General features: G+C 26.9%; 16 protein-coding genes. 7 read left to right on the forward strand and 9 right to left on the reverse strand.

The window, feature by feature from the left end; translation table 11 throughout:
• The 4 genes from tnpA to EIC27_RS03010 all read right to left on the reverse strand — a co-directional run.
• The coding region (tnpA, locus tag EIC27_RS03000) for an IS66 family insertion sequence element accessory protein TnpA (RefSeq protein WP_205702322.1) at nucleotides 1–294 on the reverse strand (294 nt) is incomplete at its 3' end.
• Nucleotides 295–359: 65 nt separating this feature from the next.
• Complete coding sequence (locus EIC27_RS03005) at nucleotides 360–1,223, reverse strand: glycosyltransferase (RefSeq protein WP_126044667.1); 864 nt, start codon at nucleotides 1,221–1,223, stop codon at nucleotides 360–362.
• 178 nt (nucleotides 1,224–1,401) lie between these two features.
• Entirely contained in the window at nucleotides 1,402–1,551 is a 150-nt protein-coding gene (locus tag EIC27_RS07000) for a hypothetical protein (protein WP_154663842.1), read from the reverse strand.
• A 248-nt stretch (nucleotides 1,552–1,799) separates the two neighbouring features.
• A complete protein-coding gene (locus EIC27_RS03010; protein WP_126044668.1) occupies nucleotides 1,800–3,173 on the reverse strand; it encodes an amidohydrolase family protein in 1,374 nt (457 codons plus the stop codon).
• A gap of 81 nt (nucleotides 3,174–3,254) precedes the next feature.
• On the opposite strand from EIC27_RS03010, the gene guaB reads away from it, so the two are divergent.
• From guaB to EIC27_RS03030, 4 genes are all read left to right on the forward strand, one after another.
• Complete coding sequence (guaB, locus tag EIC27_RS03015) at nucleotides 3,255–4,379, forward strand: IMP dehydrogenase (protein WP_126044669.1); 1,125 nt, start codon at nucleotides 3,255–3,257, stop codon at nucleotides 4,377–4,379.
• Nucleotides 4,376–5,932: a glutamine-hydrolyzing GMP synthase gene (gene guaA / locus EIC27_RS03020; protein ID WP_126044670.1), complete on the forward strand. Its 1,557-nt coding sequence runs from the start codon at nucleotides 4,376–4,378 to the stop codon at nucleotides 5,930–5,932. Before guaB ends, guaA begins: the two co-directional genes overlap by 4 nt.
• Before the next feature lie 188 nt (nucleotides 5,933–6,120).
• On the forward strand, nucleotides 6,121–6,330 hold the full coding sequence (locus tag EIC27_RS03025; protein ID WP_126044671.1) for a hypothetical protein: 210 nt from the start codon (nucleotides 6,121–6,123) through the stop codon (nucleotides 6,328–6,330).
• Nucleotides 6,331–6,441: 111 nt separating this feature from the next.
• Complete coding sequence (locus tag EIC27_RS03030; RefSeq protein ID WP_126044672.1) at nucleotides 6,442–6,897, forward strand: hypothetical protein; 456 nt, start codon at nucleotides 6,442–6,444, stop codon at nucleotides 6,895–6,897.
• Between the two features lie 53 nt (nucleotides 6,898–6,950).
• Here EIC27_RS03030 and fliE read toward each other — a convergent pair whose 3' ends face one another.
• The 4 genes from fliE to fsa are packed head-to-tail and all read right to left on the reverse strand — an operon-like array spanning nucleotide 6,951 to nucleotide 8,933.
• Complete coding sequence (gene fliE, locus EIC27_RS03035; protein WP_126044673.1) at nucleotides 6,951–7,352, reverse strand: flagellar hook-basal body complex protein FliE; 402 nt, start codon at nucleotides 7,350–7,352, stop codon at nucleotides 6,951–6,953.
• Between the two features lie 5 nt (nucleotides 7,353–7,357).
• The gene (gene flgC, locus EIC27_RS03040) at nucleotides 7,358–7,846 is read right to left on the reverse strand and encodes a flagellar basal body rod protein FlgC (protein ID WP_230204226.1); all 489 of its coding nucleotides are present in this window, start codon (nucleotides 7,844–7,846) and stop codon (nucleotides 7,358–7,360) included.
• Entirely contained in the window at nucleotides 7,843–8,247 is a 405-nt protein-coding gene (locus tag EIC27_RS03045; RefSeq protein WP_126044674.1) for a flagellar basal body rod protein FlgB, read from the reverse strand. Before EIC27_RS03045 ends, flgC begins: the two co-directional genes overlap by 4 nt.
• A gap of 38 nt (nucleotides 8,248–8,285) precedes the next feature.
• Nucleotides 8,286–8,933, reverse strand: a complete 648-nt coding sequence (gene fsa, locus EIC27_RS03050; RefSeq protein ID WP_126044675.1) for a fructose-6-phosphate aldolase — start codon at nucleotides 8,931–8,933, stop codon at nucleotides 8,286–8,288.
• 89 nt (nucleotides 8,934–9,022) lie between these two features.
• On the opposite strand from fsa, the gene EIC27_RS03055 reads away from it, so the two are divergent.
• The 3 genes from EIC27_RS03055 to EIC27_RS03065 all read left to right on the forward strand — a co-directional run bounded on the left by EIC27_RS03055 (nucleotide 9,023) and on the right by EIC27_RS03065 (nucleotide 11,298).
• Nucleotides 9,023–9,619, forward strand: coding sequence for a riboflavin synthase (locus EIC27_RS03055; protein ID WP_126044676.1), 597 nt, complete (start codon nucleotides 9,023–9,025; stop codon nucleotides 9,617–9,619).
• A gap of 91 nt (nucleotides 9,620–9,710) precedes the next feature.
• Nucleotides 9,711–9,914: a 30S ribosomal protein S21 gene (gene rpsU / locus EIC27_RS03060; protein ID WP_126044677.1), complete on the forward strand. Its 204-nt coding sequence runs from the start codon at nucleotides 9,711–9,713 to the stop codon at nucleotides 9,912–9,914.
• Between the two features lie 31 nt (nucleotides 9,915–9,945).
• Nucleotides 9,946–11,298 (forward strand): sodium:solute symporter family protein, encoded by a 1,353-nt coding sequence (locus EIC27_RS03065; RefSeq protein WP_126044678.1) that lies wholly within the window; start codon nucleotides 9,946–9,948, stop codon nucleotides 11,296–11,298.
• Here EIC27_RS03065 and EIC27_RS07485 read toward each other — a convergent pair.
• On the reverse strand, nucleotides 11,285–11,647 hold the full coding sequence (locus EIC27_RS07485; RefSeq protein ID WP_126044680.1) for a phage BR0599 family protein: 363 nt from the start codon (nucleotides 11,645–11,647) through the stop codon (nucleotides 11,285–11,287). The genes EIC27_RS03065 and EIC27_RS07485 overlap by 14 nt on opposite strands.
• Nucleotides 11,648–11,752 lie beyond the last annotated feature (105 nt).

Genomic DNA, 11,752 nt, shown 5'->3' on the forward strand with positions numbered 1-11,752 from the left:
TCCTTTATTAAACCCTATTCTTATCCCCTTTTTACTTTCTATTATCATCTCTGATTTTATTTCTTCACTTCTTTCTTCTTCGCATTCTTTCACTCTTATTGGTATAAATTTATTTTTTACTGTATTTCTTTTATTTTCTACAAGAATTCTGTGCCATTTATAAAATGTACTTCTCGGCACATTCTTTTGCTTACAAAATTCATATTTACTTACATTACTTTTTTTATATTCTTCTACTAGCTCTTTCCATTTTTCATTACTTATTCTTTTTTTCTTTTTTTCTAATAGCATCATTAGCCTCTATTTTTTTAGGCTTTTGTTCTACCACTTATTTTTATTCTTGCCTAGATGCCCTTATTTTAGCGCTTACAGTAAAATTGAAAAAGTGATAAGATGGATGTTATACCCATAAAGTAGTATAAACGTAAACGGTATAAACTAAAAACATATTTTATAGAATTAGCCTTACTATTAATATTAAATATTGTTCTGCTTTGAACCAAAAAAGTAATAATATGCCCCTTAATCCATCTTGAACGCTGTTTAATCCATGATTTGATATCTACTACAGTTTCTTCAGATGTGTAACTATTTAACATTTTAATTTTAAAATTGTTTTTATATAACCTATAAGTTAAGTCTGCGTCTTCTGTTACATTATATTCATCCCAACCATTTATTCTTTTTAAAATACTGGTTCTTAAATGGTTGCTTGTTCCTCCTAAAGGTATGGGAATTTCATATTTAGCAAAAGCAGGTAAAATAAAGTTAAAATGAAAAAAATATTCCAAAGTAAATAATCTGGTTAAAGTATTGGTATTATAATTATAAAAAGTTAATTTTGCTTGAAGGCAAGATAAGTATGGATCGTTACTTTGATAAAATGTTTTTGCTGCTTTGAGTAATTGCCCCTTTTCATGAATATCTTCAGCATCAAAAATGACTAAATAATCTCCAGTTGCATATTTTAAGCCAAAATTACAGGCACGAGCTTTTGTTTTTGGTCCCTCTCCTTTTACAATTAAAATTGAGAAATAATCTGGTAAATTTATTTTTAATAAGGCGCTTAATGTTTTATTATCATCACTCTCAATTAAACATAAAACTTGAAGTAAATTTTTTGGATATATTAAATCTTTTATAGCGCCAATTAGTTGCTCAATAATTTTTTCTTCTTTGTAAATAGGTAATAAAATTGTATAAGGTCTTAAGAAATTTTTCATATTCTATTTGTACTTTTTAAAACAATAACTCCATATTTTAACAGTACAATTAAATGAAAAAATTGAAAAATTATGTTCAAAAAATCATAATATCTTATTAAAATTAATTGCAATATAATAGTACAAATTAAAATTATCTTTTGTGAGTTAGATAAAATTATTTCAGCAGATAATTGATTTAGAGGAGTGTTATTTTATTAATTAGAAGTAAGTCATCTGATTTGTAAGCAAAGTCCAATGATGCTGAATCCTTAAACATATTTGAATCCTTCTCATTATCTTCTGTATATTTGTATGCATATTGATTTCTAGTGATTTTCTTTCCCATGTTATCATCAATTAATTTATTCCCAAGGACCTTCTATCACAACTTTTGTTAGAAAAAAAGATATTTTTATTGCGAAATAAAATTTGTTTAGTTTGCTTTATTATAGTATTGGAGTAATTACCGTATATATAAACCTTAAATAAATAATTGATATAAACTAATAATTAATATAAGTGTCATGTTAAAAATTATTAGGTGAAGATAAGTATATAAATTTCAGATATTAGTAGTCAATGTAAAAATATAATTTAATTTATTGCATAATAATCACTGATAAATTTCTGATTTAAATTATTTTCTTTAATCCAATGATTAAGAAGCTTATTGTAATCTTGTTTTAGTTTATCTTCAGCAAATATAACATCAATACCATTTTTACAAAGGATAGCTAATTCTTCAGCTTTGATAGGTGTAAATTCATTTGGATATTGATAATTTTGATTAAGACCAGCAATAATTAATATAGTTTCTTTTAATGGTATGCCACCTATATTAGGATTATCAGAGCTTAATGTTATTTTCATTTTATGTTTTCTAAATAATTCAAAAAATGGGTGTTGCCAAAAATCTCTAATATGAATTTTTTTTCCACCTTTGCTTTTGGAACATGGGGTTTGCTTACCACTTATTTGTTTCATATGAACACATAATCCTAGGTTTAAATTAATTATAGGCATCATAATTAGTGTTATATCTTTTTGTTTAACAAAATTTATCACATCATGATCTTCTATAACCTGAAATCCATGTGCTAATCTTGTAATAGGTAAAGACCTTGCAACATCAAACATATGTTCTACACCTATACCCTCTCCACCATGTGCTTCACATCCTAAGCCTAAATCTTTAACTTTTTCATATCCTGCTTTAAGGTGGATAGGCCAGCCAGATTCATCTTTTTCATGTCCTGCTGATTGAATTCCAACAAATACATCAGGAGAAATTTTTTGGGCTTCTTCAAGCCAGTTAGCAGCTTCTATAGTTCGCTCATGAGTACTTTTATCATCTCCAGCTGCTTTAGTTTTATTAAAGCAGTGTAAAAATCTTAGGTGAACTCCTTTTTCTTTAAATTTATCAATAGAATTTTTAAATAATAAAAATAATTTTTTTCTTGCTATCTTTTGATCATCTTTTGGAAATAAAAGATAAGCTATTTTTATATTTTGCTGTAATTCTGTATAAAATATTTTTTGCTTTACACATTCTTCTAAATAACAGTCGAGTAAGAAAATCATGTCTTCTTTAGTTTGAATTCCACCAGGAGGGTGTCTATGTCCTTGAATTGTAGCCATAATTCTATCAAAGCTTTTAAAGCTTTCGTTATCAATATTATATTCTAAATTTATAGGATTTCCATTTGTATCAAGCTTAAAATCATTCTTAAATATATCAATGTAATGCTCATGAGGATCTAATATAGATAAAGATTTAGGACCACTGGAATAGCTATATGTGCCATCTTCTTTTTTGTTAATTGTAATAAACTTATTTTTAATCCCCAAACTCCAAGCAATATTTGGTGAAATTACACCGGGAAGATGAACATGTATATCGCAAATTGGCAATTGAAATATCATATCATTTGTTAATGTGGTGAGATTTTTTAAGAAATTACTTGTCATAATATTTTTGGCTATTATTATATGGTGATTTATTATGTTATCATTAATATATATACTAAAAAAAAATGCAAGGTTTAAAAAATGAAAAAAATTAAAGAATCTTATTCTTTTGATGATGTTTTAATTGAACCTAATTTTTCTAATATTATTCCAAAAGAAGCAGATTTAACAACTAAGTTAACAAAATCAATTGTACTTAACATTCCTTTAATATCTGCAGCTATGGATACTGTGACAGAGCATAAGATGTCTATAAATATGGCTCTTAATGGTGGTATTGGTGCTGTTCATAAGAGTTTAAGTATTGATTTGCAGTGTCAAGAAGTTAGTAAGGTAAAAAAATATGAGGTTGACATTACTAAATATAATAAAGCTTGTGTTGATACAAATAATTCACTTAGAGTTTTAGCAGCTGTAGGCACAGGTGAAGAAGCTTTGAAGCGTGCAAAATCATTGATTAAGGCTAATGTAGATGCGATTATTATAGATACATCTCATGGACACTCTCAAAATGTAATAGATACGATAAAAGAGATAAAAAATATTTCTCCAAGTACTGAAATAATTGCTGGTAATATTGCAACAAAAAATGCTGCCCTTGCATTGCTTTACGCTGGAGCAGACACTTTAAAAGTTGGGATAGGACCAGGTTCTATTTGTACAACTAGAGTAGTTTCTGGTGTAGGATCACCGCAGCTATCTGCAATTTTAGAAGTTGCAGAAATATGTAAAACTAAAGATTCATTTTTAATTGCAGATGGTGGAATAAAATTTTCTGGTGATTTAGCTAAAGCAATTGCAGCAGGAGCTGATTGTGTTATGTTGGGTTCTCTTTTAGCTGGCACTGATGTTGCTCCAGGGAAAATTATTAATATTAAAAATGAGAAATATAAAAAATATAGAGGTATGGGGTCTGTTGAAGCTATGAAATCTGGTTCTGCAGATAGGTATTTCCAAAAAGGAGAAGTAAACTTAGTTCCTCAAGGTGTAGAAGGTTATATAAAATACAAAGGACCTATGAATAAAGTCTTAGGTCAATTGTTAGGTGGTTTAACATCTGCAATGGGATATACAGGTAATAAAACTATTGATGAGATGAAAAAGAATTGCAATTTTATCAAAATTACTCCAGCAGGAATTAGGGAAGGTCATGTTCATAGTTTAGATAAATCTGAGCCAGCAATAAATTATAAGAATAATATATGATAGATCATGATAAAGTACTAATACTAGATTTTGGCTCACAATTCACCCAGCTGATTACTAGAAGAGTTAGAGAATTAAATATATATAGTGAAATTAAACCTTTTTCAATTTCTGATGAAGAAGTGAGGAAATTTAATCCAAAAGCTATAATATTATCTGGTGGTAGTGAATCTATAACAGACAACGAATCACCAAAAATTCCAAAAATTATCTATGATTTAGATATTCCGATTTTAGGCATTTGTTATGGACAACAAGGTATATGCATGGATTTTGGAGGAATAGTATCAAACTCAACGTCTAGGAGTTATGGCGCTGCTAAATTAGAAATTTTAAAAAAATCTGTATTATTTGATGATTTTTGGCAAGTTGGAGATTTTTATCAAGTTTGGATGAGTCATGGAGATTATATAAGTAAATTACCAAATGATTTTCAAGTAATTGCAAAAACTGAAAAAGCTCCTTATGCAGTGATTCAACATCAATCAAAAAAAATATATGGAATACAATTTCATCCAGAAGTTTATCATACTCCAGATGGTATAAATATAATTAATGCATTTTTGACGAAGGTTGCAGGGTGTAAAAAAGATTGGCAAATGGGTTCATTTATAGATGAACAAATAGATAAAACTAAAGCTGTGATAGGGCATAAAAAAGTGGTACTTGGTTTGTCTGGAGGTGTTGATTCTACAGTTGTTGCAACTTTACTTAATAAAGCTATTGGCAAACAATTGTATTGTATTTTTGTAGATAATGGACTTTTAAGATATAATGAGGTTGAAGAAGTAGAAAAAAGCTTAAAGGATAATTTTGATCTTCAAATAAGAACTATTGATGCTAGTGAAAGGTTTTTATCAGAGCTTAAGAATGTTACTGATCCAGAAGAAAAACGTAAAATTATTGGTAGAGTTTTTATTGAAACATTTCAAAAAGCTATTAAAGAAATTGATGATGTTGAATATCTTGCACAAGGTACAATTTACCCAGATGTAATAGAATCAGCTGCAACTTCTACAGGCAAAAAAGTAACTATTAAATCTCATCATAATGTAGGTGGAGTACCAAAAGATATTGGTGATTTAAAACTTATAGAGCCACTTAAGCTATTATTTAAAGATGAAGTAAGAAGGCTTGGTAAAGAACTAGATATTCCAGATTTAATTTTAAATAGACATCCTTTTCCTGGGCCTGGATTAGGAATCAGAGTTATTGGTGAAGTTACAAAAGAGAAGTGTGAAATTCTTAGAAAGGCAGATTACATTTTTATCAACGCATTGAAGAAGCATAATTTATATAGTCAAATATGGCAAGCATATGCTGCTTTATTGCCTGTTAAAACTGTAGGTGTTATGGGAGATGCTAGAACATATCAGCATATATGTGTGCTTAGGGCAGTTACATCTGTTGATGGGATGACTGCTGATTATGTGGATATTCCTCATGAAATTCTTGGATCAATTGCCAGACAAATTATTAATGAAGTTCATGGAATTAATAGGGTTGTTTATGATATAACTTCAAAACCGCCTGCTACAATAGAAATGGAATAATTAAATATTACAGTAGCTTAAATAATACAGGATTAATACTATGAGTAATTATTTTAGCTAATAATTTAATATATATAATATCTAAAAATAATATTTAAAATAAAAAACTTGTTTCTTAAAGTAATTTAATTACAATGTGCAATAATAATTTAATAAATAAGTTTATAATCATTTAATGAGGGTAGTAAATGAGAAATTATTTTAGTGCATCAATAATTTTTGGAGCAATAGGAATAGGGTTTTTTTATCAATATAATTCAGCTGTGAAATCCAATGATCATAATTCAAAAAAAATTTTTATGTTTTTTGAAGCACATTATGACCCAGCTCCTGCTAGAGTTATGAATGAGCTATTGCCTTTTTTCCAAAAAGAAAACGTTACAACATTTTATGCTTAACAACCAATAAAGGAAACAAAAGAAAGTACAATACAATCATATTTACTAGTTGAGCAAACAATAAAATTAAAAGACCAAAATGATCCATATGTTCAGCAATATTATCTAACATTGCCTGAATATAAAGAGTATATAAATTTTTTACAAAATTTATCAAAGTATTCTATTGACTTTAAAGCAGTAGACACACCACCAGCGTCCAATACACTGGAACAAATTTCAAATAGAGTAATGCGTAATAAGTTTGTTGTTGATAATATAATTAAATCAGATGTAGATAAGTCCTTAATGTTAATAGGTTTGCATCATTATGATATTGGATGTCAGTTAACTGCTTTAGGTTATGATGTGCAGGGGTATTATATACCGTCTTTACCAGTAGGAAAATATGAGTATAGTAAAATCGATGATGTTTTAAGGCCTAAGAATAAAGATAAGCAACAAGATCTTTGGAAAGTACAAATGAAATGTGATAAAGGTTATTTTTTTGATTTAAAAGTGATTGATACAAGTTTAAATGATCAGTTAAATGCTACTCATATTATTATTGATGATTATTATAACTAAATAAAAAAAACTTGGATTGATTTTCAGCTTATTTAATTTACTCCTTATAAGGATTATAGAGGCATTTTTAAAATATCTAAATATGCACCTACAATTTTATCTCTAACTGTAACTATTTCTTGCAGGGCAACTTCTGAATCATTTACTGCAGCCATAACTTCTATTATTCCAGCTTTACCTTTAATAGCATCTAAAGAAACTTTTTCAGAACTTTTTACTTTTTGAACTCTACTCTTAATTAGTTCTTGAATCACAGTAGAAAATTGAGGTGCTTTAGAAACTCCTTGAGATAGCACATCAATTTTATCACCTGAATATAAAACTCCTGTGCCTGAATTAATATTGTTGGTTTTAGAGTTTTGAGAAGATAAACCTGTGGTTTTTATATTTTTATTTGTTCTTTTATACGCATCTACAGCTTGATTATAAGTAGCTTTAATAGAAGAAGTTGTCATAATTATTACCTCATTAACTCAAGAATTTTATTTTGGTTACTTTTTGCAATTTCTAAAGAATTAACATTTGCATCAAATGTTCTTTGTGCTTCCTTAGAATCAACAGTTTCAATAATGATATTAACATTTGGATATTTTACCATTCCTTTTGCATCTGCAGCTGGATGATTTGGTTCATATTTTAGTGTGAAATCAGATTTATCCTCTCTAATAGAATCAATTTTTAATATTTTAGTTTTTAATTTTGGGTTATAAACGTTTTTAAAAAATATAACTTTTCTTCTATAAGGATCTTCATTAGGAGTTTTTCCTGTAACATTAGAATTGGCAATATTTTGTGAAATTACTTTAAGTCTTTGATTTTGTGCTTGCATTCCTGCTGCTGAAATTTTAATAGATGCTTTTAAAGCATCGCTTTCATATTGTGCATAAGTATATGTATAAGTTAACATAAATGATATAATAGTTAATGTCTTTAAAGTTTTAAAAATCATTTTATACTTCCTGTAATGGCATATCTCATCATATTTTTTGCTTTGTTATACATATTAGCAACTTGATTAAGTTTTACTGAATTTTGATTCTTATTTAGCAACTCATTTTCAATACTTACAGCATTGCCATCAGGTTTTATTTCAATTATTTCAGCATTTGACACTTTATATTTAGAATTACTTTCTTCTGCATGAAAATGCATAGGATTGGTTGTATCTAATTTTATATCATAACTAAATGTTGATCTTTTATTTTCTAATTTTTTAGGTATAAATTTTGGAGTATCTGCATTAGCAATATTTTGTGTAATAATAGTATCATTTCTGGTTAAAAAATCCATATTTTGCTTATATATATCAAAAACATTACCAGTTGCGTTTGCAATTAAAGGAATGAACAAAAATACCCCCGCTAATATTTTAATCATTGTTAAATTTGTTACTTTTTTATATTATTCCAATCATTTAGAAAAATTTCAACCCCTTTATTTGTTAAAGGGTTATTAATTATAGTATCAATTAATTTTGGAGGTAAAGTTATTACATCAACTCCAAGTTTTGCAACTTCAATAAAATGAATAGGATTTCTTATGGAAGCAGCTAAAATTTGAGTTGAGATATCTGGATAATTCTCAAATATTGCACATATATCAGAAATAAGATTTAATCCGTCTCTGCCCATATCATCTAATCTACCAATAAAAGGAGAAACATAAGTAGCTCCACATTTTGCTGCAAGTAATGCTTGTGTAGGCGAAAAACACAATGTCATGTTTACAGCAATAGATTTATTGGAAAGCACTTTACATGCTTTTAAGCCATCTTCTGTGATGGGTAATTTAATAGTGATTTGAGGAGCTAAATTTGATAATTCTTCAGCTTCTTTAAGCATATTATCAAAATCAGTTGCTATTACTTCGACACTAACAGATGTAGTAATTAAGCTGCAAATCTGATTTATAGTTTTTTTAAAATCTTTGCCAGATTTTGCAATAATTGAAGGGTTAGTTGTTATTCCATCAACTATTCCTAATTCTTTATATTTTTTTATTAATTCTATATCGCAGCTATCAAGATATATTTTCATGTTTTAAAATTTAATTATTAATTTGACTAATAACCAACTTTAAGATAGCTATTTTTAGATTTAATGCAACAATAATTCAATAACTAGATATGTTTAGTGGTATAATAACAGATATTGGCAAAATATTGAATATTGATAAAAATTTACCAGATTGGAAAATTATTATAGGTACAAAATTTAATATTAATAAAATATCAATAGGGGATTCAATTTGTTGTGATGGAATCTGTCTTACAGTAATCAATAAATATGAAAAATGTTTTTTTGTTGAAGTATCGTCTGAGACTAGAAAAGTTAGTAATATAGATGTGTGGTGTGAAGGATATGAAATAAATTTAGAAAAATCACTAAAGTTAGGGGACCTACTAAATGGACATTTAGTACAAGGTCATATTGACTGTTATTCAGAAATTTTAGAGATAAGTAATGAAGGTGATTCACATATAATAAAAGTAAATTTACCAAAAAAAATATATAAATTTATTACATATAAAGGATCTGTTGCTATTCATGGAGTATCTTTAACTGTAAATAAAGTGGAGGAAAAATATTTTTGTGTAAATATCATACCGCATACCTGGAAAAATACTAATTTATGTCATTTAAAAAAAGGCTCTATAGTGAATTTAGAAGTTGATTTAATAGCAAGGTATTTAGTATCAATTTTGGATAAAATAAAAAAATAATACAAAATTAATTCGAAAGTTTGTGGCTAGCTATTGATAAATTTATCAATGTGTATTATCATGTGGGACAAATAACAATTAATTATATACTTTGGTAGAAATTCAAGTAAGATTTAATAATGTAGATTACTCTTTAAAAATTTTAAAGAAGAAATTACAGAAAGAGGGTGTTTTTAAAATAATGAGAGAGAAGAGGCATTATGAAAAGCCATCTGAAAAAAAATTAAGAAAAAGCATTGAAGCAAGGAAAAGAAAGCATAAATCTTTTAGAAGACCTTCTGGTTCAAACTATTAAGTTTAAAAAATAATAAGTATCATAATTAAGTATGATTTATTATTTTACATTTTTTTCAATAATACTATTAATTACATTTATAGGCATTGGTTATCATGTATCTAAAGGTGTGAACTCTGGTGATAATTATTTCTTAGCTGATAGAAAGTTAGGTATTGCTTCTATATGCATGTCTTTGCTTGCAACACAAATTGGAGCTGGAGTAATCCTTGGTACGTCAGATTTTTCATATAAATATGGTATCTATGGAATATTTTATTCACTAGGTTTATCTTTAGGCTTAATTGCAATTTCAATATTTGGAGCGAAACAACTTAGGGAGAAAAACATATCTACAGTAGCTGAGTTATTTGAAAAAGAATATAAGTCAAAATTTTTAAGGAAAGTTACATCTATTATATCAATAATATCTCTTTATGGAATATTAATTTCATTAATAGTAGGAACGAGACAATTACTTATAGCATTTGGGATTGAGAATGAATTAATTCTTTATGCATTTTGGATAGTATTAATATTATATACAGTCTTAGGTGGTCTAAAAGCTGTTGTATATACAGATGTTGTACAGATTATATTTATCTTTATAGTATTTATTTTAATTACAGCTTATTATTTTTTTTATAAATATAAATATATACAATTTTCAGTTGATAATTTATTCAATTGTATTGTAAATAAAGAGAAAACACTTTTAGCACCTTATTTAATAGTTCCATTTTTATATGTATTTATAGAGCAAGATATGGCTCAAAGATTTTTTTCGGCTAAAAATTCTAAAACAGCTTATATTTCTGCTTTTTTAGCGGGAATATTACTTTTAATATTTGCTTTTATACCATTGATTTTTGGGATTGCTGCAAGAAGTATTAAAAATATTCCTGCTGGAAGTAATGAAATGATATACTTTTTTATTAATACATCTAATAGTTTTATTGTTTCTATTGTGGTACTTGCAGTTCTATGTGCTATAATCTCTACAGGTGATTCTTTGCTATGTGCTATTACTTCAAATATTTCATTGGATTTTAAAAAAAAGAATTCTTCAATAAATTTATTACATACTAGAATAATTACTATTTTTCTTGGTTTTTCTGCGATAATAATTGCTAATTTTTGTAATAATATTATTGAAGTTATGTTGATTAGTTACCAAATAATGGTATGTACATTATTTTTTCCAATTGTCGTTTCTTATTTTAATTTTAAAAAAAGTAAATTCTTAGCATATATTTCAGTTTTTTTAGGGCTGATAGGGTTTTTGATACATCCTAATTTGAATGGGGTTATGTATGTTAACATTTCAAGAGAATTATTTTGTATATTTTTATCTTTTTTCTCTTTTCCTTTGTTATATATATATAAGAGATTTATTTCAGATTAGTCTTTAAAGCATTGTAAATATAAGGCTCGCCTCTAAAATTTAGGGAATTTTTAAATTTATTAGTGCAAGTTATAAAATTTTTGTCACAACCTGTGATGATAGAATATCTATCATTTTTATAAAGTTTAAATCCTGAGGGCAGAATTAATTCTGTTATATTATTCTTAAAATTTTTAACTTCAAAAGATAAGTCTTTATTTATACCAGTGAAAAAAGTTACTATTCCATAATTAAAATAAAAATCTTTTTCAGTTCTTTTAATATCAAAAAACGAATTTTTTGATATTATTCTCTCAATTTTCCCATAAAAAGTATAATCTTGTGCAGTTAACTTAGTAAACGCTAAAATATCCCCATCTTGACAAGTATTATCCGCCTTTCTTTGGGTTTCTTAAGTTTTTTGATAATTCTAAAAAAAATTTAATTTGATGATATTTTTTTATCAATATTATAT

Source organism: Candidatus Aquarickettsia rohweri, assembly GCF_003953955.1.
GTDB lineage: Bacteria > Pseudomonadota > Alphaproteobacteria > Rickettsiales > Midichloriaceae > Aquirickettsia > Aquirickettsia rohweri.

Bases quoted from the DNA above. Each gene is read 5' to 3' on its own strand.
- EIC27_RS03005 (WP_126044667.1), bottom strand. From the start codon at position 1,223: ATGAAAAATTTCTTAAGACCTTATACAATTTTATTACCTATTTACAAA.
- EIC27_RS03055 (WP_126044676.1), top strand. From the start codon at position 9,023: ATGTTTAGTGGTATAATAACAGATATTGGCAAAATATTGAATATTGAT.
- fsa (WP_126044675.1), bottom strand. From the start codon at position 8,933: ATGAAAATATATCTTGATAGCTGCGATATAGAATTAATAAAAAAATAT.
- EIC27_RS03065 (WP_126044678.1), top strand. From the start codon at position 9,946: ATGATTTATTATTTTACATTTTTTTCAATAATACTATTAATTACATTT.
- flgC (WP_230204226.1), bottom strand. From the start codon at position 7,846: ATGATTTTTAAAACTTTAAAGACATTAACTATTATATCATTTATGTTA.
- EIC27_RS03010 (WP_126044668.1), bottom strand. From the start codon at position 3,173: ATGACAAGTAATTTCTTAAAAAATCTCACCACATTAACAAATGATATG.
- EIC27_RS07000 (WP_154663842.1), bottom strand. From the start codon at position 1,551: ATGGGAAAGAAAATCACTAGAAATCAATATGCATACAAATATACAGAA.
- EIC27_RS03025 (WP_126044671.1), top strand. From the start codon at position 6,121: ATGAGAAATTATTTTAGTGCATCAATAATTTTTGGAGCAATAGGAATA.
- guaB (WP_126044669.1), top strand. From the start codon at position 3,255: ATGAAAAAAATTAAAGAATCTTATTCTTTTGATGATGTTTTAATTGAA.
- fliE (WP_126044673.1), bottom strand. From the start codon at position 7,352: ATGACAACTTCTTCTATTAAAGCTACTTATAATCAAGCTGTAGATGCG.
- guaA (WP_126044670.1), top strand. From the start codon at position 4,376: ATGATAGATCATGATAAAGTACTAATACTAGATTTTGGCTCACAATTC.